21 protein-coding genes are annotated in these 19,288 nt (G+C 45.2%); 14 read left to right on the top strand and 7 right to left on the bottom strand.

Annotated features, from left to right (window positions below):
* Window positions 1–15: 15 nt before the first annotated feature.
* From STRDD04_RS06130 to STRDD04_RS06155, 6 genes are all read right to left on the bottom strand, one after another.
* Window positions 16–1,356, bottom strand: a complete 1,341-nt coding sequence (locus STRDD04_RS06130) for an APC family permease (RefSeq protein WP_062200289.1) — start codon at window positions 1,354–1,356, stop codon at window positions 16–18.
* Window positions 1,357–1,431: 75 nt separating this feature from the next.
* Window positions 1,432–2,031 carry a HutD/Ves family protein gene (locus STRDD04_RS06135; protein ID WP_062200292.1) on the bottom strand — a complete coding sequence of 200 codons (600 nt, stop codon included), beginning with the start codon at window positions 2,029–2,031 and terminating at the stop codon, window positions 1,432–1,434.
* Between the two features lie 12 nt (window positions 2,032–2,043).
* Window positions 2,044–3,717 carry a formate--tetrahydrofolate ligase gene (locus STRDD04_RS06140; RefSeq protein WP_062200295.1) on the bottom strand — a complete coding sequence of 558 codons (1,674 nt, stop codon included), beginning with the start codon at window positions 3,715–3,717 and terminating at the stop codon, window positions 2,044–2,046.
* Window positions 3,718–3,783: 66 nt separating this feature from the next.
* The gene (locus tag STRDD04_RS06145) at window positions 3,784–4,410 is read right to left on the bottom strand and encodes a cyclodeaminase/cyclohydrolase family protein (RefSeq protein ID WP_002926667.1); all 627 of its coding nucleotides are present in this window, start codon (window positions 4,408–4,410) and stop codon (window positions 3,784–3,786) included.
* Between the two features lie 14 nt (window positions 4,411–4,424).
* Complete coding sequence (gene ftcD / locus STRDD04_RS06150; RefSeq protein WP_062200298.1) at window positions 4,425–5,324, bottom strand: glutamate formimidoyltransferase; 900 nt, start codon at window positions 5,322–5,324, stop codon at window positions 4,425–4,427.
* Between the two features lie 117 nt (window positions 5,325–5,441).
* Entirely contained in the window at window positions 5,442–7,472 is a 2,031-nt protein-coding gene (locus STRDD04_RS06155; RefSeq protein ID WP_062200300.1) for a urocanate hydratase, read from the bottom strand.
* A gap of 199 nt (window positions 7,473–7,671) precedes the next feature.
* Between STRDD04_RS06155 and hutI the strand changes: the two genes are divergently transcribed.
* The 6 genes from hutI (at window position 7,672) to STRDD04_RS06185 (ending at window position 12,346) form a co-directional block, all read left to right on the top strand.
* Window positions 7,672–8,937 (top strand): imidazolonepropionase, encoded by a 1,266-nt coding sequence (gene hutI / locus STRDD04_RS06160; RefSeq protein WP_062200303.1) that lies wholly within the window; start codon window positions 7,672–7,674, stop codon window positions 8,935–8,937.
* A 178-nt stretch (window positions 8,938–9,115) separates the two neighbouring features.
* Window positions 9,116–9,406 (top strand): 30S ribosomal protein S6, encoded by a 291-nt coding sequence (gene rpsF, locus STRDD04_RS06165; RefSeq protein ID WP_062200306.1) that lies wholly within the window; start codon window positions 9,116–9,118, stop codon window positions 9,404–9,406.
* Window positions 9,407–9,418: 12 nt separating this feature from the next.
* Complete coding sequence (locus STRDD04_RS06170) at window positions 9,419–9,916, top strand: single-stranded DNA-binding protein (protein WP_062200308.1); 498 nt, start codon at window positions 9,419–9,421, stop codon at window positions 9,914–9,916.
* A 32-nt stretch (window positions 9,917–9,948) separates the two neighbouring features.
* A complete protein-coding gene (gene rpsR / locus STRDD04_RS06175) occupies window positions 9,949–10,188 on the top strand; it encodes a 30S ribosomal protein S18 (protein WP_000068664.1) in 240 nt (79 codons plus the stop codon).
* Window positions 10,189–10,507: 319 nt separating this feature from the next.
* Window positions 10,508–11,347 (top strand): class I SAM-dependent methyltransferase, encoded by an 840-nt coding sequence (locus STRDD04_RS06180; protein ID WP_062200311.1) that lies wholly within the window; start codon window positions 10,508–10,510, stop codon window positions 11,345–11,347.
* Between the two features lie 87 nt (window positions 11,348–11,434).
* Entirely contained in the window at window positions 11,435–12,346 is a 912-nt protein-coding gene (locus STRDD04_RS06185) for a DMT family transporter (protein ID WP_062200313.1), read from the top strand.
* A 112-nt stretch (window positions 12,347–12,458) separates the two neighbouring features.
* Here STRDD04_RS06185 and STRDD04_RS06190 read toward each other — a convergent pair whose 3' ends face one another.
* Window positions 12,459–13,085, bottom strand: a complete 627-nt coding sequence (locus STRDD04_RS06190; protein ID WP_062200315.1) for a TVP38/TMEM64 family protein — start codon at window positions 13,083–13,085, stop codon at window positions 12,459–12,461.
* Window positions 13,086–13,497: 412 nt separating this feature from the next.
* Here STRDD04_RS06190 and STRDD04_RS06195 point away from each other — a divergent pair, with 412 nt between their 5' ends.
* The 8 genes from STRDD04_RS06195 to STRDD04_RS06230 all read left to right on the top strand — a co-directional run bounded on the left by STRDD04_RS06195 (window position 13,498) and on the right by STRDD04_RS06230 (window position 19,287).
* A complete protein-coding gene (locus STRDD04_RS06195) occupies window positions 13,498–14,628 on the top strand; it encodes an ABC transporter ATP-binding protein (RefSeq protein WP_062200318.1) in 1,131 nt (376 codons plus the stop codon).
* 155 nt (window positions 14,629–14,783) lie between these two features.
* Entirely contained in the window at window positions 14,784–15,311 is a 528-nt protein-coding gene (locus STRDD04_RS06200) for a YqeG family HAD IIIA-type phosphatase (RefSeq protein ID WP_062200320.1), read from the top strand.
* A 6-nt stretch (window positions 15,312–15,317) separates the two neighbouring features.
* Window positions 15,318–16,424: a ribosome biogenesis GTPase YqeH gene (yqeH, locus tag STRDD04_RS06205; protein WP_062200323.1), complete on the top strand. Its 1,107-nt coding sequence runs from the start codon at window positions 15,318–15,320 to the stop codon at window positions 16,422–16,424.
* A 106-nt stretch (window positions 16,425–16,530) separates the two neighbouring features.
* Window positions 16,531–16,842 (top strand): ribosome assembly RNA-binding protein YhbY, encoded by a 312-nt coding sequence (gene yhbY / locus STRDD04_RS06210; protein ID WP_002896287.1) that lies wholly within the window; start codon window positions 16,531–16,533, stop codon window positions 16,840–16,842.
* A 28-nt stretch (window positions 16,843–16,870) separates the two neighbouring features.
* Window positions 16,871–17,503, top strand: coding sequence for a nicotinate-nucleotide adenylyltransferase (locus STRDD04_RS06215; protein ID WP_062200326.1), 633 nt, complete (start codon window positions 16,871–16,873; stop codon window positions 17,501–17,503).
* Entirely contained in the window at window positions 17,500–18,102 is a 603-nt protein-coding gene (yqeK, locus tag STRDD04_RS06220; RefSeq protein ID WP_062200328.1) for a bis(5'-nucleosyl)-tetraphosphatase (symmetrical) YqeK, read from the top strand. Before STRDD04_RS06215 ends, yqeK begins: the two co-directional genes overlap by 4 nt.
* Before the next feature lie 9 nt (window positions 18,103–18,111).
* Entirely contained in the window at window positions 18,112–18,477 is a 366-nt protein-coding gene (gene rsfS / locus STRDD04_RS06225) for a ribosome silencing factor (protein ID WP_002915774.1), read from the top strand.
* 75 nt (window positions 18,478–18,552) lie between these two features.
* On the top strand, window positions 18,553–19,287 hold the full coding sequence (locus STRDD04_RS06230) for a class I SAM-dependent DNA methyltransferase (RefSeq protein WP_062200330.1): 735 nt from the start codon (window positions 18,553–18,555) through the stop codon (window positions 19,285–19,287).
* Window position 19,288 lies beyond the last annotated feature (1 nt).

The raw sequence follows: 19,288 nt of genomic DNA on the forward strand, positions 1-19,288 counted from the left end.
ATAGAGCGCTTAGAGTTAGTCAGGGTTAGTAGAAAGCCGTTTTCGACCGTGCATGAAGTAGTAGACTAAGCTGGCAACAGCAGCTCCAATGATACCGTAAACGACGTTCATCGGATTATCAGCTACAATCATAACCAGGCTGACAACAACAGCTAAGACTGGGATGACAGGGCCGAATGGTACACGGAAGACAACCTTCTTTTCTGGATACATTTTTCTGAGTTTCAAGACCGCCAAAGCAGTTGGAATGTATTGGAAGAAACGGAAGACCACGCTGAGGGTTGCCAATTCTTCAAATTTACCAGAGAAGAGTAGGGCGATGGCACATGCTCCGGAAATGATAATTGCTACAACAGGAGCGTTTTTAGAGTTGGTTTCTGAAATTTTCTTAGGGAGCAAGCCTTCATCTGCGATGGCTGCACCATAACGCGGTACCATGATGGATTCCCCGATATTAAGACCGGCGATTGAGATGAGGGCACCGATGGAGACAATCCAAGCACCAGCAGGGCCAATCATTGCTACGAAGGCATCTTGTACAGAAGCATCCGTCTGCATAATATGGTTACCCAGCATGGCGATAGTTCCAGCGATGATGAGCATATAAAGGACAGAAACGATACTAATGGAGCCTAGGATAGCCCGAGGCACGTTCTTTTCTGGGTTGCGCATTTCACCGGCAACGATAGACATGGTTTCAAAGCCAATGAAGCCATAGAAGATATAAACGGCTGTGTTGGCAATAGCAGTCATGACATTGGTTCCAGGTTCAAGCTGTAGGAAAGGAGTGAAGTTTCCTTTGTCTATTCCACCTTTGATAAAGAAGATAGCACAAGCAGCAAAGGCAATGATTGGAATCAACTTAGCTACGGTTGCAGCTAGTGTGAAAAATTTAGAGGTCTTCAAACCGGCGATATTCATCAAGCTAAGCAAGATAATCAAAGCAATACTAAGCAAACGCTCGTAAGGAGTAAAAGCCGGGAAGGTAATGACGAAGAGTCGGGCAAAGCCGGCAGCCATTGCTGACCAAGCGATGATGGTTACGACCCAGCCTAGAAAACCTACATTAAAGCCGACAAAGTCTCCAAAGGCCGCTTTGGAATATTGGAAAGCTCCGCCGTTTTTATTAAAATAACCTGCAGTTTCTGCCAAGCAAACGGCTAAGAGAATAACGAGGAAGGCTGTTCCAAGCATGACAGCTAGAGAGGCAGGACCAAGTCCTTTATAAATCTTTTGCGGTAGGAGGAAGATTCCTGAACCGATAACGGCATTGATACCGTAGAGAGTTGCACCGGAAAAACTGAATTTCGCTTTTTCCTGTTCTTGTTCTTGTGCAGTGAGTTTAGTTGCGTCCATAATAATGTTTCTCCTTTAGAGATATGGGATCCTTTCCAAGTAAAGATAGAATGGTGTCAAGGCATCATGGTATCTTTACTTAGTAGGGATGTGGGTCAAACCAGCCCAAATAGCAAGGGGCGTTCCCTTGGGCTGGTTACTTGAAAACATTATTTGCAGCTCAGTTTCCTGAGTCTCTTTTTCCACTATCAGAAGCTGCTCTGCCTCTAGGTTCAGCGCTGGCAGGTTTGTTCCCGTCACCGTCAGATCACCTAAGGCATAGATAAATTGAATTTCGTCATCTCGGCTAAGCTCTTGCCCATTCGAGATGGCAATCATCTGTCCCTGATAATGGTCGCTGTAGATTAAGTTAAAGTCGGTACAAGTCCCCCGACTTGTGATAGAATCACTCCCTTCAAATACATAGGGAGTAAAGGGAGCTAGAACCGTTTCCTCCTGCCGGCTGGCATTGTGGAGATGAAGTGTGTGGTCCAGGCTCATGAGAATGCGGTGAAAGCCGCTGAGGTCAGAAAACTGACTTTCAGTCAACTCCACAGTTGCTGTTGAGAGCCGATAGTCAAAGTCCCGCTTACCATAGTGGCCAGTTGGCGGGGAAAGATAAAGCTGTTTTGTCTTTCCCCCCGACCAATCGGAAACTTGAAAATCCTTTGCTCTTAGAAGGGTTACATTTGTCATTTTTGGTATTTATTAGAACAAACCGCTGATATTGCCGTCTTTGTCAACATCAATCTTTTCGCTGGCTGGCACTTTAGGCAGTCCTGGCATGGTCATGATCGCACCAGTCAGAGCGACGATGAAGCCTGCACCAGCAGAAACTTTGAGCTGGCTGATAGTCACGACAAAGTCTTTAGGTGCGCCTAGCTTTTTAGCATCGTCTGAGAAGGAGTACTGAGTCTTAGCCATACAGATAGGATAGTTGGAGAAGCCCAGTTCTTCTAGTTGTTTGAGCTCGCGTTTAGCAGCAGGAGTCAGGCGAACGCCCTTGCCTCCATAGACCTTAGTAACAATTTTGTTGAGCTTGGTTTCAATGGAGTCTTTTTCATTATATACAAATTGGAAGTGATTGTCTCCTTCGGCCAATTTAACAACTTTTTCAGCCAATTCTTTACCGCCGGCTCCGCCATTGGCCCAAACGTCGGAAATAACGACGTCAACTCCGCGTTTTTGGCAGGCGTCATAAACTGCTTGCAATTCTGCTTCAGTGTCCAGCGGGAATTTATTGATGGCAACGACTGCTGGCAATCCATAAACATCTTGAATGTTTTCCAGATGTTTTTCTAAGTTTGGCAGTCCGTCTACAACAGCTTGGACATTTTCTTCAGCCAAATCACTCTTAGCCACACCACCGTGCATCTTGAGAGCGCGGATGGTAGCAACCAGAACTACAGCCGATGGACGAAGGCCAGATGTACGACACTTGATATCAATGAATTTTTCAGCACCGAGGTCAGCACCGAAACCAGCTTCGGTGACTGCATAGTCGGCATATTTGAGAGCCAGCTTGGTAGCTAGGACACTGTTACAGCCATGAGCAATGTTGGCGAATGGTCCGCCGTGAATCAAGGCTGGTGTGTGTTCCAGAGTTTGAACCAAGTTTGGATGGATAGCGTCTTTGAGCACAGCAGCCATAGCGCCACCAGCTTTCAGATCCTTAGCAGTTATTGGCTTGCCTTCAAAGCTGTAGCCAATGATAATCTTTTCCAAACGGTTCTTGAGGTCAGTGATATTTTCTGACAGACAGAGAATAGCCATAACCTCAGAAGCAACTGTGATGTCAAAACCATCTTCACGTGGAACACCGTTGACCTTGCCTTGTAAGCCATCCACGATGTGGCGTAGTTGCCGGTCATTCATATCCACTGCCCGCTTCCAAGTGATGCGACGAGAGTCAATGCCTAAGGCATTGCCGTGGTGGATGTGGTTGTCAATGAGGGCCGCCAGCAGGTTGTTAGCAACACCGATGGCATGAAAGTCACCAGTGAAGTGGAGGTTGATATCCTCCATGGGTACAACCTGAGCGTGACCACCGCCAGCAGCGCCGCCCTTGATACCAAAGACAGGTCCGAGTGAAGGCTCCCGCAGAGCGATAACGGCCTTTTTACCGATAGCAGCCAGAGCGTCAACCAATCCGACAGAAGTCGTGGTCTTGCCTTCTCCGGCCGGTGTTGGAGAAATAGCTGTTACGAGAATCAGTTTGCCGTCTGGTTTGTCTTTTAAGGCTTCCAGTTGGCCAGCACTGATTTTTGCCTTGTAATTTCCATAAAGAGACAAGGCGTCTTCAGCAATTCCTAGCTTTTCTGCCACCTCTTTGATGGGTTTCATTTGAACCGAATTCGCAATTTCAATATCTGATAAAACCATATTGTTACCTCTTGAGAAAAGGAAGCCCATTCATGGGAAAGAGTGGGCTTCTCTTCCGTTTATCTATTAGACAACTTTCAAAATTTCTTGATAAATTTCATCTGCTAGAGCACAGCCTTTTTGTAGGAGCTCTTCACCCTTGCTGCGGTAGTCTGCGACGAATGCTTCATCCTTGACACCTGACAGGTTGATGAGGACATTGAGCCAAGCCCCTTGCAGACCAGCCTTAAGGTTGAGAGCTGCTACCCCCAGGTCGCTGGCAGCATTGGTATTGGACTTGCCAACAGCCTTTTGAGTTGTTTGCAGGGCAGCCAAGATGTCTTCCATCATGCCATAAGGTGACTTAGTCGCTTCCTTGAGGGCTTGTTGCATAGCTTCTCGACGGGCAGCCTTATCTTCCTCTGTTTCCTTAGGCATATCAAAGACGGCGGAGACCAGATTGAAGGCTTCGGTGTCCTTATCAATAGCTGCGAGCAAGCTTTCTTGCAGGCGGGCACTTTCTGCGTGCACTTGAGCAATTTCTGCTTCAAATTCTGCGTATTTTTTCTTGCCAAGGGTTAATTCGCAAACCATCTTAGTCAGGGAGATACCGTTCGCTGCGGAAAGAGCAGCGGCAGAGCCGCCTCCTGGTGCAGGAGCATCTGAGCCGAGGACTTGGGCAAATTCTGTCAAACTTAAATCTACTAATTTCATAGGTTTCTGTCCTCCTAGCCCAGCAAATGGTTTTCCAGAACTTGCTTGCCGTAGTCAAAATCTTCGATTTGCAGATAGTATTCTGCTGCGTCAATCAAAGCCTTAGCTGGTGCCAAACCGATGACTTCTGAGCCGAGGATGCCAACTCCATAGCGCTTCGCTTCAAAGTGAACAGTTTCAAAGACACGATAGAGTGGGAATTTTTCCAGATTGACCATGTTGATAGAAACCTGAGCAATGTTGCGGTCTTCCAGCATTACACCTATAGCTTTACAGTACTTGTAACCACCGCTTGATCCACGGATAATTTTGGCAATATTGTTGGCAATTTCTAGATTGTCTGTATCCAAGTTGATGTTGTAGGCGATGAGCGGCATTCTAGCTCCGACAGCAGTGACACCAGCAGTTGGATGAATCTTTCTTTCACCGTAGTCAGGTGCCCAGTCAGCTTCCAAGAGTTTTTCTGGCATGCCTTCAAACTGACCTTTACGAACCTTAGCCAAATTTTTACGCTCTGGACGAGTTGCTGCATCTTCATAGAGGAAGATAGGGATACCGAGCTCACGGTTGATTCGCTCAGATACAGTCTTCGCAATTTCTACGCATTCCTCACTTGTGATGTCTTTGATCGGTACAAAAGGCAGGACATCAGTTGCGCCCATACGAGGGTGTTCACCCTGGTGCTTGGTCAAGTCAATATTTTCAGAAGCGTATTTGACCAAACGGAAAGCAACTTCCTGAATGTTTTGATCATCACCAACCAAGGTAAAGACGCTGCGGTTGTGGCTGGCATCAGAAGAGTGGTCCAAAAGGGTCACGCCCGGCACGCTCTTAGCAGTTTCAACCAAGCCGTCGATGATTGCCTGATTGCGGCCTTCAGAAAAGTTAGGAATACATTCAACAATTTTTGCCATAAGATATTACCTCGTGATATAAGTGATTGAAAGTTACAAAGTAAACTAAGTAGAACCCTCGCCTGAGCCAGATTTGATATCCAGCTCAGGTCGAAAGTAGGAGGAAAGGATATCCGTCTATTCAAACAATTTCTTAACAGATTCTTTGACTAAATCTTCATCAGTCAGGAATGGAATCGTGATGTGGTCTGTTCCTTCATGGAGACGGTTGTACTCGATAGCTGTTTCGATAGCATGTTCATTACGAGCCCAGTTACGACGTGCAACTCCACCGATGGTATCCCAAGCGATAGCAGACTTGATGATTTCATCGATGCGTTCGCTGCCATCCAGAACCAAGCCAAAGCCGCCGTTGATAGACTTACCGATACCAGTTCCACCACCGTTGTGAAGAGCCACCAAGCTCATACCGCGAGCTGCATTACCAGCGTAACACTGAACCGCCATGTCGCAAGTAACATTAGAACCGTCCTTAATATTTGAAGTTTCACGGAATGGAGAGTCCGTACCAGATACGTCGTGGTGATCACGGCCAATCATGACAGGACCAATCTTGCCTTCCCGTACCAATTCATTGAACTTGAGGGCGATATTGACACGGCCCATACAGTCTTGGTAGAGAATCCGAGCCTGAGTTCCAACAACCAGCTGGTTCTTTTCTGCATCGCGAATCCAGTTGTAGTTGTCGCGGTCTTGGTAGCGGCGATTAGGGTCGATGACTTCCATAGCTGCATGGTCAGTAGCGACTAGGTCTTCGTGCTTACCGCTCAGACATACCCAACGGAAAGGACCATAACCATAGTCAAAGAGCATTGGACCCATGATATCTTCTACATAAGATGGCCAGATGAAGCCGTCTTTGTCATCAAAACCATTCTTAGAAATTTCCTTGATACCAGAGTCATAGACTGCCTTCATAAAGGCATTACCATAGTCAAAGAAGTAAGTTCCGTTATTCGTCAAGGTCTTGATAGCCTTGAAGTGGCGAGCCAACGTCTTATCAACTAGCTTAGCAAAGGTTTCCTTGTCCTCAGCTAGGAGGCGTGTCCGCTCTTCAAAGCTGATACCAGCTGGACAGTAGCCGCCGTCATAGACATTGTGGCAAGAAGTTTGGTCAGACAGCAAATCTACATGGATATTGTTCTCGTTGACATATTCCAAGAGGTCTACGATATTACCATGATAGGCGATAGAAGTGGATTCACCTGCTTCCAGCGCTTTCTGAGCAAGCTCGATTGCTTCCTTAGGACTTTCAGCCAATTGGCTAATCCATCCTTGAGAATGACGGGTTTCAATACGAGAATAGTCTACTTCTGCCACGATTGCCACAGCTTTAGCAATTTCGGCTGCTTTCCCTTGAGCTCCACTCATGCCACCCAGACCAGAGGAAATGAAGAGTTTGCTAGTCAGATCGCCATCATCAGGCACGCCCAGTTTCAAGCGTCCGGCATTGAGGAGAGTGTTGAAAGTACCATGGACAATCCCTTGAGGACCAATATACATCCAGCCGCCGGCAGTCATTTGGCCGTAGTTGGTCACCCCCATTTCCTCAGCAATTTCCCAGTCCTTCATATTGTCGTATTCACCGACCAGAAGGCCATTGGTGATGATGACGCGTGGAGCTTCTGGTTTGGATTTGAAGAGTCCGACTGGGTGGCCGGATTCCACAACCAAGGTTTGATGATCGGTCATGATTTCCAAGTATTTCATGATGAGGTTGTACTGCATCCAGTTGGCGCAGACAGAACCAGTTTCTCCATAAGTGACTAATTCATAAGGATAAAGAGCGATTTCAAAGCTCAGGTTGTTGTCAATCATAACCTGCATAGCTTTGGCTGCAGTACAGTTTCCTTTGTACTCGTCAATTGGTTTACCGTAGATGCGTTCTTTTGGCCGCCAGCGGTAGCCATAAATCCGTCCGCGAGTTTTCAATTCTTCTAAAAATTCAGGTATCACTTCTTCGTGGAATTTCTTAGGAATATAGCGAAGGGCATTTTTAAGAGCAATTTCGGTCTGAGCTTGCGTCAAACGGAAGCCCCGGTCTGGTGCTCGACGGATACCTTCTTGGAAAACCGTTTTTTCAGGTAGAACATCGTCTAATTTGACGGTCATTGCTGCTGCAATTTCATTTTCGCTAAAGTATGACATGAAAAATCCTCCTTTTAGTCAAGTGTAAAATATCTTTCCCCTACATTCTATAAGACTCCCGTCCATAAAGAGTCAAGAAAATGATAAAATCAGTAAAAAAATATAGTCTACCGCCTTTTATAAACTTTTGACTATAATTTGACGATAGTGTATTATGATGAAAAGCAAATATGTCGGAAAATGAAATGGAGGAACAAGCATGACTGCTGATTTACTATTAACTCACTTTAATCAAGTCTTCTGTCCCAAGGATCTCGGACATCCCCTTTTTGGTGCAGAGATGAAAGAAGCTCAGGTCTTAGAAGACGGCTATATTGCAGTCAAAGACGGCAAAATCCTAGCAGTCGGCAGCGGTGAGCCGGATGCCAGCTTGGTTGGACCAGAGACCCAGATCAAGTCTTTTGAAGGAAAGATCGCTACACCTGGTTTGATTGATTGCCACACCCACTTAGTGTACGGTGGCAGCCGAGAGCACGAGTTTGCTAAGAAGCTGGCTGGTGTTTCTTATCTGGATATTCTTGCCCAAGGCGGCGGTATCCTCAGTACAGTCCGGGCGACGCGAGAAGCTTCTTTTGACACTCTCTATGATAAGTCTAAGAGACTGCTGGACTATATGCTGCTACATGGGGTGACGACTGTTGAGGCCAAGAGTGGCTATGGTTTGGACTGGGAAACAGAGAAGCGCCAGCTAGATGTCGTTGGGGCTCTGGACCGTGACCATGATATTGATTTAGTTTCGACCTTTATGGCTGCCCACGCCGTTCCACCAGAATACAAAGGACGCTCTCAAGAATACCTGGAGCTTATCGTTGAGGAAATGCTGCCTCGAGTAAAGGCAGAAAATCTAGCTGAGTTCTGTGATATTTTCTGTGAAAAAGGCGTCTTTACAGCTGACGAGTCACGTTACCTGCTTTCTAAAGCTAAGGAAATGGGCTTCAAGCTCCGCATCCATGCTGATGAAATCGAGTCTATCGGTGGAGTAGATGTCGCAGCTGAGCTGGGAGCAACGAGTGCAGAGCATCTGATGATGGCGACTGATGAAGGCATCCGCAAGATGGCAGAAGCCAAGGTTATCGGGAATCTTCTGCCGGCTACTACCTTCAGTCTGATGGAAGATACTTATGCGCCAGCTCGCAAGATGCTGGAGGCTGGCATGGCTATTACCTTGACCACCGACAGTAATCCGGGCTCCTGCCCAACGGCCAACCTGCAGTTTGTGATGCAGCTAGGATGCTTTATGATGCGCCTGACACCGGTGGAAGTTCTAAATGCTGTAACCATCAATGCTGCCTACTCAGTCAACCGCCAAGATAAGATTGGTAGCTTTGACACTGGCAAGCAGGCCGACATCACCATCTTGGATGCCAAGAATATCGACTACCCACTCTATTTCTTTGCTACCAACCTGACCCATCAGGTCTACAAGGCTGGAAAACTAGTTGTCGACCAAGGTCGGATTGTCTAATCACTATACAATCGAATCGTATTTTTCGGACTCTCTCTGGTGACAGGGAGAGTTTTATCAATCTCAAAAATTTCTCTTGCTATTCCTCTGAAAGTCTGTTATAATTATTATTTGTGAGCAAACCTCACTTACCCCTTGCAAAGTCTCGGGGTCATTAGACCAAAAGGAGGAAAAATCAATGGCAAAATACGAAATTCTTTATATTATTCGTCCAAACATTGAAGAAGAAGCTAAAAACGCTTTGGTAGCACGCTTTGACTCTATCTTGACTGACAACGGTGCAACTGTTGTTGAATCAAAAGACTGGGAAAAACGTCGTCTTGCATACGAAATCCAAGATTTCCGTGAAGGACTTTACCACATCGTGAACGTTGAAGCAAACGAAGACCTAGCTCTTAAAGAGTTTGACCGTCTTTCAAAAATCAACACTGACATTCTTCGTCACATGATCGTCAAACTTGACGCTTAAGAAGGTAGACTCATGATTAATAACGTTGTACTTGTGGGTCGGATGACCCGAGATGCCGAGCTTCGCTATACTCCGCAAAATCAAGCGGTCGCAACCTTTACTCTGGCTGTCAATCGCAACTTTAAGAACCAAAGTGGCGAGCGCGAAGCGGATTTTATCAATGTTGTCATCTGGCGTCAGCAGGCAGAAAATCTTGCAAATTGGGCTAAAAAAGGAGCCCTGATTGGAATTACAGGTCGCATTCAGACCCGTAATTACGAAAATCAGCAAGGTCAGCGTGTTTATGTTACAGAAGTCGTAGCGGACAATTTCCAGCTTCTGGAAAGCCGAGCTAGCCGCGAAGGTCAGTCTTTAGGTGGGTATGGCAGCAATAGCTTCGGTGGGAATTCTGCACCAAGCTATGGTAACGCTGGTTCGTTGTCTAACCAAGTACCAAACTTTTCTCGTGATGAGAGTCCTTTTGGCAACTCAAATCCAATGGACATCTCAGATGATGATCTGCCTTTCTAAGGGAAAAACTAGAATAATAAAGGAGAAAGAATATGGCTCAACAACGTCGTGGCGGATTCAAACGCCGTAAAAAAGTTGATTACATCGCAGCAAATAAGATTGAATATGTTGATTACAAAGATACTGAGCTTCTTAGCCGTTTCGTTTCAGAACGTGGAAAAATCCTTCCTCGTCGTGTAACTGGAACTTCAGCTAAAAACCAACGTAAAGTAACAACAGCTATCAAACGCGCTCGCGTAATGGCTTTGATGCCTTTCGTAAATGAAGACTAATTGAAACGAAACAGTTTATTTATACTGTAGATAGAGCCGGAAGATGAATTCTTACGGCTTTTTTGCTGCAAAGAATTTCGCATCAATAAAGACTTGTGATACTTGGAGTATCGTAGGAAGTAGAAAAGGCTGCTCAGAAGTGGTATAATAATTTCCGACGAATCCTACTTATATAAGGGAGGGAGAAGGGAAATGTGGAAACTTTGAAGCCAATGTCTTGTCATGAAGCTTCTGGGATAGCATGAACCTCTGCCATCACCTTCGAACAATAACTAAATGTAGAGTAGCATTAGTCTAAATAAGTGCAATTGGTATTTATATGACATTAAAAAAGATAGTTATCGAGAAAAATACAGTTCAAGAAACTTTGATTATTCCTTTATATGGAAGAAAAATGTGCTCGGAAAAATTTCCTGACCTTTATAGAGATAAATTTGCTCAAACATTATGCGAGAGATTAGACTATGATTTTTCCCAACTGGAGAAAAAGAGAAATTCCTTCTTTTATGAATTCGGTGCTTTAGAAGCTGCTATGCGGCAATTAGACATGATGTGGGAGATTCAGCATTACTTGGAAAAGTATCCAGAAGCGACGGTAGTAAACCTTGGCTGTGGTCTGGATGAGACGGGCAAAGCATGTGATAATGGCTTGTGCCACGTCGTAAATATTGATCTTCCAGATGTTATATCTGTTCGCAAGAAGCTAATGAAAGAGCATGAGCGAGAAACGACTATTTCTTGTGACTTAAAAGATTATTCCTGGATGGATAGGATTGATGCTTCTAAAGGAATTATTTTGCTGGCTGCTGGCGTTTTTCACTATTTCCCCCAAAATGAAGTCAAGAAGCTGGTTATTGAACTTTCCGAAAGGTATCCGGGTGGCTGTTTAGTGTTTGACAGTGTAGGGAAGCTAGGCTTAAAGTTAATGATGTCAAAAATATTAAAAAATATGGCTATGCCGCATGTCAGTGGGCTTTTCTATGTCAACAATCCGCAGAAAGAGTTGAACTGGTCGGACAGAATAAAAGTGACTTCAAAAGCGTATATGCTGGGATATTACAATATGAGAACTCCAGGTATTCATTTTTTACATCGCTTACTGGCAAAGCTGGTTGATCAAGGACTGCAATTATCTATCAATCGCATGGATTTCGACTAGAGAAATAGCTCCTCAAAATATAGTCAATTCGGTCGTTTTGGCCGAATTTTTGTGTTATAATTTTAGGATGAAAAGGAGATATTTGGGATGTCAAATACAACAAAAGGAACGATTTTGACCTTGATTGCCGGAATTGCTTGGGGGCTGTCGGGAACCAGCGGTCAATATTTGATGGAACAGGGATTTCCAGTCTTAGTCCTGACTAATATTCGTCTCTTGCTAGCTGGAGGGCTTTTATTGGGGTATTTGCTTTTGACAGACAGGGAGAAGTTAAAGGCCATGCTGAGGGACAAACAGACGCTGGGCTCCATTCTGCGTTTTGCTCTGTTAGGCCTTCTGCTAAATCAGTTTTCTTATTTAAAGTCTATTTCCGAAAGCAATGCTGGAACAGCTACAGTTTTGCAGTATGTCTGTCCAGTTGGGATTTTGGCTTATACTTGTATCAAAGACCGAGTGGCTCCAACTCTGACAGAAATTTTATCCATCATTTTAGCAATCGGCGGAACATTCTTGATAGCGACACATGGTCAGTTAAATCAGCTGACAGTTACGCCGGCAGGCCTTTTCTGGGTGCTTTTTGCAGCTTTTACCTATGCTTTATATATTCTAATTCCGATTCAGCTGATTAAGACTTGGGGCAGTATCCCAGTCATCGGAATTGGGATGATGATGGCAGGAAGTGCGTTGACACCTTTTAGTGGTTTACTGCATTTTCACTGGAAATTATCAATGGAAGTCTATTTGTCCTTAGCGGGCATTATCTTGATTGGTACGATTCTTGCTTATACTTTATTTCTTAAAGGGGCTAGTTTGGTTGGTCCGGTAAAATCTAGTCTGCTGGCAGCTGTTGAACCGATATCAGCAGTTTTCTTTGCTTTTGCGATTATGCATGAGCGTTTTTATCTGATTGATTTTGCAGGCATGGCCATGATATTAATTGCTGTTCTATTGATTTCTCTTAAAGATCTGGTTTTAGAAAAGAAAAAAGGTCTCTTATAAAGCAAATAACGAACAAATTCGAATGGTTTTTCATCCCCAAACAGAATTTGCTCGTTGTTTTTTTGTACTCTTTAAGGTTTACTAAATTATTCTAGAAATTCTTTGGCTAGGTTTATTTTGATAGCAACTGCCAAAAAAAGTCAATGATATAGGTCAGTCCGTAGGTATAAATGACAAGGGTGAAGGGCTTGCAAATGAGAATAATAGTCATATAGCGCTTAAAACTCATCTTGGTCAGAGCCGCCAGCATACAGAGGAAATCTGCGGGACTGATGGGCCAAATCATCATGAAAATAAAGAAGCGGTCAAAACGATTGCCCTTATCTAGCCAGCCAATGTATTTGTCGTAGGTGCGCTTGCTGACGACAGATTGGACAAAGGCGGGGCCATAGGTGCGGGCTAGATAGAAGATAATCGCGCAGCCGATGACAATGCCGACATAATTATAAATGGTTCCTACGATATGACCGTAGATAAAGACACCGGCAACTGAGGTCAGCGCTCCGGGAATAACAGGCACAACTGTCTGCAGAATCTGCAAGAAAATAAAGAGGGGCGGCCCCCAGACTCCAGCCTGCTGGATAAAGGCAGACAAGGTTTCTTTGGATTCCAGAACACCAGCAAAATATGCCCAAATGCAGAAAACAAGGGTACCAACAGCACCAATAATAGACGACCAGTTAATGATTTTTTGCAAACAAGGAGAGACCGTTGTCATCCTTTTGTTTTTCCCTGACATAAATTCCTCCGAGACTGGTTTTAAAGTAGGTTATCCAGTATCTATCATGAAATAAATATAAATTACTTTCTAATCATATTTTATCATATTTTAAAAGAATGTAAATTTCAGATATTCTTAAAAGGAGTCGTAAAGATTTTTTAAAAATAGATTTAAAAGTTACAAAGTTATTTTCGCTTTGTTAGCCGAAGGGGCATATATTTTCATGTCGAAAGTGGGTTGAATGAGTAGTAGACAGGCATTTTTTTCTTCCTTTAAGCTGGCTTTAAAAATTATTTTAAAAAATTGTGCAAACGTTTGAATAAATACTTGAAATAATCTTTAAAAAAGGATATAATGTCATTATGAAAGCGCTTTGAAACGCTTGGATGTTTCAGAGGCAATTATTTTTATATAAAATAAAGGGGAACTTATGGTTGAGTTAAATCTGAAAAACATTTATAAGAAGTATCCAAACAGTGAGCACTATTCTGTTGAAGACTTTAATTTGGACATCAAGGACAAGGAATTTATCGTCTTTGTTGGGCCATCAGGATGCGGGAAATCCACAACGTTGCGCATGATTGCAGGTCTTGAGGACATCACAGAAGGAACAGCTTCGATTGATGGCAAGGTTGTCAACGATGTCGCACCGAAAGACCGCGATATTGCCATGGTCTTCCAGAACTACGCCCTCTATCCGCACATGACGGTGTATGACAATATGGCTTTCGGACTGAAACTGCGCAAGTACAGCAAAGAAGATATTGATAGACGTGTGCAACAAGCGGCTGAAATCCTTGGTTTGAAGGAATTCTTGGAGCGTAAACCAGCAGACCTTTCTGGTGGTCAACGTCAGCGTGTTGCCATGGGTCGTGCCATCGTGCGTGATGCAAAGGTTTTCCTAATGGACGAGCCTTTGTCAAACTTGGATGCTAAATTGCGGGTATCTATGCGAGCTGAGATTGCCAAGATTCACCGCCGTATCGGAGCAACCACCATCTACGTTACCCACGACCAAACAGAAGCTATGACGCTTGCGGATCGCATTGTTATCATGTCTGCAACCAAGAACCCTGCTGGAACTGGAACGATTGGTCGAGTGGAGCAAATCGGTAGCCCACAGGAAGTTTACAACAATCCAGTCAACAAGTTTGTGGCCGGTTTCATCGGTAGCCCAGCTATGAACTTCATCACGGTTACACTCAATGGCGATGAAATTACTGCCGATGGTTTGTGCTTGAAAGTGCCAGAAGGAACTCTGAAAGTTCTGCGTGAGAAGGGCTACGACGGCAAGAAATTGATCTTCGGTATTCGTCCAGAAGACATCAATACCGAACCTGCCTTCTTAGAGACTTTCCCAGACTCTGTCGTACATGCGACAATTTCTGTTTCTGAGCTCTTAGGTTCTGAGTCTCACCTTTACTGCCAAGTTGGCGACAGCGAGTTTATCGCGCGTGTAGATGCTCGTGATTACCTGCAGACAGGTGCGGGTATTGACCTTGGCTTTGACCTGAACAAGGCGCATTTCTTCGATTTCGAAACAGAGAAGACAGTTTATTAAAACACGCTAAAACAGCTACTGGAAAGTGGCTGTTTTTTTGGATTGGTAGAGTAAGGTAAGGCAAATGCTGATTTTTCATAAATGAATAAACTCAGTGGTGCAAAAAACAGTTATTTTTGCTATAATAATGGGAATACGAATGTTTGGAGAGAGATGTGGCGATTGAAGATTACATGCCAGACTTTGCGGTCGAGGCAGTTTACGATTTGACAGTAGAGAGTTTGAAAAGACAGGGCATCAAAGCGGTTTTGGTGGATTTGGATAACACCTTGATTGCTTGGAATAATCCTGATGGAACCCCAGAGATGAAGAAGTGGCTCCATGATCTGCGGGATGCAGGTATTCGTATTATCGTAGTGTCCAATAATAACCAAAAACGGGTCAAGCGGGCTGTCGAAAAGTTTGATATTGACTATATCTACTGGGCCATGAAACCCTTCACTTGGGGCATTGACCGGGCGCTCAAGCTTTTTCATTTTGAAAAAAATGAAGTGGTCATGGTGGGGGACCAGCTCATGACGGATATTCGGGCTGCTCATCGGGCCGGGATTCGTTCGATTTTGGTCAAACCGCTGGTCGAGCATGACTCTATCAAGACCCAGATCAATCGGGCGCGTGAACGCCGTGTGCTCAAGAAAATCACTGAAAAATACGGCCCAATTCAATACAAAAAAGGAATTTAAGAAAGAATGGAAGAACTTCTCTGTATCGGCTGCGGAGCCACTATTCAGACAGAAGACAAGAGCCAGCTAGGCTACACGCCCCAGTCAGCTCTAGAAAAAGGCTTGGAGACAGGTGAACTCTATTGCCAGCGCTGTTTCCGCCTGCGCCATTATAATGAAATCAGCGATGTCCAGCTGACGGATGATGACTTTCTGCGACTTCTGCATGAGGTTGGAGATAGCGATGCTTTGGTCGTCAATGTTGTCGATATTTTTGATTTTAATGGGTCGGTCATTCCTGGCCTGCCTCGATTTGTCGCAGGAAATGACGTTCTCTTAGTCGGGAACAAAAAGGACATTCTGCCTAAGTCGGTCAAGGATAGCAAGGTGACCCAATGGCTGACGGAGCGAGCTCACGAAGAAGGCCTGCGTCCAGTTGATGTCATTCTGACCTCTGCTCAAAACAAGCAGGCAATCAAGGTTTTGATTGACAAAATCGAGCATTGCCGCAAGGGACGTGATGTGTATGTGGTCGGCGTGACCAATGTGGGCAAGTCCACTTTGATTAACGCCATCATTCAGGAAATCACGGGTGATAAGGATGTCATTACGACTTCGCGCTTTCCAGGCACGACTCTGGATAAAATCGAGATTCCTTTGGCGGACGGCAGTCATATCTATGACACGCCGGGCATTATCCATCGTCACCAGATAGCTCATTATCTATCTGCTAAGAATCTCAAATACATCAGTCCCAAAAAGGAAATCAAACCCAAAACCTACCAGCTCAATCCAGAGCAAACCCTCTTTTTGGGTGGTTTAGGTCGTTTCGACTTTGTGGCAGGTGACAAGCAGGACTTCACGGCTTATTTTGACAATGAGCTTAAGCTCCACCGGACCAAGTTGGAAGGTGCCAGCGGCTTTTATGACAAGCATGTCGGCAGTCTCTTGGTGCCGCCAGTTGGCAAGGAAAAGGAAGAATTTCCAGCCTTGGTCAAACATGAATTTACTATCAAGGACAAGACAGATATCGTCTTCTCTGGTCTGGGGTGGATTCGCGTCAGCGGTCCTGCCCGAGTAGCTAGCTGGGCGCCAGAGGGTGTGGCGGTTGTCACTCGGAAAGCTATTATATAATACTCAAGAAACCAAGGGGAACAAATCCCCTTAAAATAAGGAAGGAAAAGGCCATGAGTAGTGGGGAAAAGCAGATCCCAACTGACCTCAAGCCTTATAGAAGAACATGACACTAACATCAAAACAACGGGCCTTTCTCAACAGTCAGGCACATAGTCTCAAACCTATCATTCAGATAGGGAAAAATGGACTCAATGACCAAATCAAAACCAGCGTCCGTCAGGCACTGGATGCGCGAGAACTGATTAAGGTCACGCTCTTGCAGAATACGGATGAAAATATTCACGAGGTCGCTGAGATTCTGGAAGAAGAAATCGGAGTGGATACGGTGCAGAAAATCGGCCGGATCTTGATTCTCTACAAGCAGTCCAGCAAGAAAGAAAATCGCAAACTCTCTGTTAAAGTCAAGCAAATTTAAGGAAAAATTTCTGTGGAGATGTCAGCCTATGGCTATTGAATTACTGACCCCCTTTACCAAGGTGGAATTAGAACCAGAAGTTAAAGATAAAAAACGCAAGCAGATTGGTATTTTAGGTGGGAATTTCAACCCTGTCCACCATGCTCATTTGGTCGTGGCGGATCAGGTCCGCCAACAGTTAGGCTTGGATCAGGTTCTGCTCATGCCAGAGTACGAGCCACCCCATGTGGATAAGAAAGAAACCATCGATGAAAAGCATCGGCTGAAGATGCTGGAGCTGGCTATCGAGGGTATTGAAGGCTTGGGGATTGAGCCCATTGAGCTGGAACGGAAGGGAATTTCTTACAGCTACGACACCATGAAGCTACTGACAGAGCAGCATCCAGATACGGATTATTACTTTATCATCGGTGCGGATATGGTGGACTATCTGCCCAAGTGGTACCGGATTGATGAGCTGGTTGAGCTTGTTCAGTTTGTTGGTGTTCAGCGGCCACGCTACAAGGCAGGGACATCGTACCCTGTCATCTGGGTGGATGTACCCCTTATGGATATTTCCTCCAGCATGGTACGGGATTTTCTGGCTCAGGGACGGACTCCTAATTTTCTGCTACCTCAGCCAGTGTTAGACTATATCGAGAAAGAAGGGCTATACCTATGACCTATGAAAGCTATATCAGTATGAGCCGTGAGGCCTTGCTAGCTAAGATGGAAACAGTCATGTCGGAGAAACGCCTGCGGCATTGTCTAGGTGTGGAAAAGGCCGCTCGTGAATTAGCGGAGCGCTTCGGTCTTGATGTCGAAAAAGCGGGTCTGGCAGGGCTTCTACACGACTATGCTAAAAAGGTCTCGGACGAGGACTTTTTAGCCTTGATTGACAAATACCAGCTGGATCCTGACCTGAAAAATTGGGGCAATAATGTCTGGCATGGCATGGTGGGCATTTACAAGATTCAGGAAGATTTAGGCATCGAAGATGCTGAGATTCTGCGAGCTATCGAGATTCATACAGTGGGGAGCAGCACCATGTCTGAGCTGGACAAGGTCGTCTATGTCGCCGACTACATTGAGCACAACCGAGATTTCCCGGGAGTGGACAAGGCAAGAGAGCTGGCCCAGCGGTCGCTCAACCAAGCGGTGGCCTATGAGACAGCAAGGACAGTGGAGCATTTGGCTCACAAGGGAATCCCTATCTACCTGCAAACCCTGGAGACCTACAATGCCTTTGTAGGATATTTGAAGGAAATAGAAGAAAATTAAAGAGGAACTATGAAAGAACAAGAATTATTGGAACTGGTCGTGAAGGCGGCCGATGAAAAACGTGCAGAAGATATTGTGGCTTTGGACTTGCAAGGTCTGACTACTGTGACAGATTACTTTGTCATCGTTAGCTCTATGAACAGTCGTCAGCTGGATGCGGTAGCTGAAAATATCCGCGAGAAAGCTGCAGCGGCTGGGGTTTCTGCTGGTCATGTTGAGGGAGACGCAGCTGGTGGCTGGGTTCTCCTTGACTTGGGTGGCATCGTTGTCCATGTCTTTTCTGAGGAAATGCGGGCGCATTACAATCTGGAAAAACTCTGGCACGAAGCGACAGGCGTGGATGTTGCGGCCTTATTGGAAGAAAAAAACAAGTGATTTTTTGCCCTTAGGCAAGAAAGCAGAATTCGGCTCAGTCAGCCTGCTGGCTGGGCTATTTTTGAAAGGAAAAGTATGGCAACTTATGAAACCTTCGCATCGGTTTACGATGCGATTATGGATGATTCTTTGTATGAGAAGTGGACGGATTTCAGCCTACGTCATTTTCCCAAGGATAAGAAAAAGCTGCTGGAGTTGGCCTGTGGTACGGGCATTCAGTCTATTTATTTTAAGCAGGCGGGTTTCGAGGTGACAGGGCTGGATCTGAGTCAGGAAATGCTGGATTTGGCAGAGAAGCGCAGCAGAGAGGCCGGTTTGGACATTCCCTTTATCCAGGGCAATATGCTGGATTTGAGTGGCGTCGGTCAGTTTGATTTGGTGACTTGTTATTCGGACTCGATTTGCTATATGGAGGACGAAGTCGATGTCGGTCAGGTGTTTACTGAGGTTTACCAGCATCTAAATGAGGGCGGTCGCTTTATCTTTGACGTGCACTCGATTTACCAGATTGACGAGGTCTTTCCAGGCTATTCTTATCATGAAAATGCTGAAACCTTTGCCATGGTCTGGGATTCTTATGCGGACGAACCGCCTCATTCTATCGTGCATGAGCTGACCTTCTTTGTCCAAGATGAGGATGGTCGCTTCACGCGCCATGATGAGGTGCATGAGGAGCGGACCTATGAGATTCTGACCTACGATATCTTGCTGGAGCAGGCTGGCTTTAAGAATGTCAAGGTTTACGCGGACTTTGAGGACAAGGAGCCGACCGACAAGAGCGCTCGCTGGTTCTTTGTGGCGGAGAAATGAG

Origin of the sequence: Streptococcus sp. DD04 (assembly GCF_001578725.1) — a bacterium.
Taxonomy (GTDB): Bacteria; Bacillota; Bacilli; order Lactobacillales; family Streptococcaceae; genus Streptococcus; species Streptococcus sinensis.

What these genes read in the sequence shown, in the direction of transcription:
- rpsR (WP_000068664.1), top strand. Translation starts at nt 9,949, where the DNA reads ATGGCTCAACAACGTCGTGGCGGATTCAAACGCCGTAAAAAAGTTGAT.
- yhbY (WP_002896287.1), top strand. Translation starts at nt 16,531, where the DNA reads ATGACACTAACATCAAAACAACGGGCCTTTCTCAACAGTCAGGCACAT.
- STRDD04_RS06230 (WP_062200330.1), top strand. Translation starts at nt 18,553, where the DNA reads ATGGCAACTTATGAAACCTTCGCATCGGTTTACGATGCGATTATGGAT.
- STRDD04_RS06185 (WP_062200313.1), top strand. Translation starts at nt 11,435, where the DNA reads ATGTCAAATACAACAAAAGGAACGATTTTGACCTTGATTGCCGGAATT.
- rpsF (WP_062200306.1), top strand. Translation starts at nt 9,116, where the DNA reads ATGGCAAAATACGAAATTCTTTATATTATTCGTCCAAACATTGAAGAA.
- STRDD04_RS06155 (WP_062200300.1), bottom strand. Translation starts at nt 7,472, where the DNA reads ATGTCATACTTTAGCGAAAATGAAATTGCAGCAGCAATGACCGTCAAA.
- STRDD04_RS06170 (WP_062200308.1), top strand. Translation starts at nt 9,419, where the DNA reads ATGATTAATAACGTTGTACTTGTGGGTCGGATGACCCGAGATGCCGAG.
- STRDD04_RS06190 (WP_062200315.1), bottom strand. Translation starts at nt 13,085, where the DNA reads ATGTCAGGGAAAAACAAAAGGATGACAACGGTCTCTCCTTGTTTGCAA.
- STRDD04_RS06215 (WP_062200326.1), top strand. Translation starts at nt 16,871, where the DNA reads ATGGCTATTGAATTACTGACCCCCTTTACCAAGGTGGAATTAGAACCA.
- STRDD04_RS06195 (WP_062200318.1), top strand. Translation starts at nt 13,498, where the DNA reads ATGGTTGAGTTAAATCTGAAAAACATTTATAAGAAGTATCCAAACAGT.
- STRDD04_RS06130 (WP_062200289.1), bottom strand. Translation starts at nt 1,356, where the DNA reads ATGGACGCAACTAAACTCACTGCACAAGAACAAGAACAGGAAAAAGCG.
- STRDD04_RS06180 (WP_062200311.1), top strand. Translation starts at nt 10,508, where the DNA reads ATGACATTAAAAAAGATAGTTATCGAGAAAAATACAGTTCAAGAAACT.
- STRDD04_RS06135 (WP_062200292.1), bottom strand. Translation starts at nt 2,031, where the DNA reads ATGACAAATGTAACCCTTCTAAGAGCAAAGGATTTTCAAGTTTCCGAT.
- ftcD (WP_062200298.1), bottom strand. Translation starts at nt 5,324, where the DNA reads ATGGCAAAAATTGTTGAATGTATTCCTAACTTTTCTGAAGGCCGCAAT.
- rsfS (WP_002915774.1), top strand. Translation starts at nt 18,112, where the DNA reads ATGAAAGAACAAGAATTATTGGAACTGGTCGTGAAGGCGGCCGATGAA.
- hutI (WP_062200303.1), top strand. Translation starts at nt 7,672, where the DNA reads ATGACTGCTGATTTACTATTAACTCACTTTAATCAAGTCTTCTGTCCC.
- STRDD04_RS06145 (WP_002926667.1), bottom strand. Translation starts at nt 4,410, where the DNA reads ATGAAATTAGTAGATTTAAGTTTGACAGAATTTGCCCAAGTCCTCGGC.
- STRDD04_RS06140 (WP_062200295.1), bottom strand. Translation starts at nt 3,717, where the DNA reads ATGGTTTTATCAGATATTGAAATTGCGAATTCGGTTCAAATGAAACCC.
- yqeK (WP_062200328.1), top strand. Translation starts at nt 17,500, where the DNA reads ATGACCTATGAAAGCTATATCAGTATGAGCCGTGAGGCCTTGCTAGCT.
- yqeH (WP_062200323.1), top strand. Translation starts at nt 15,318, where the DNA reads ATGGAAGAACTTCTCTGTATCGGCTGCGGAGCCACTATTCAGACAGAA.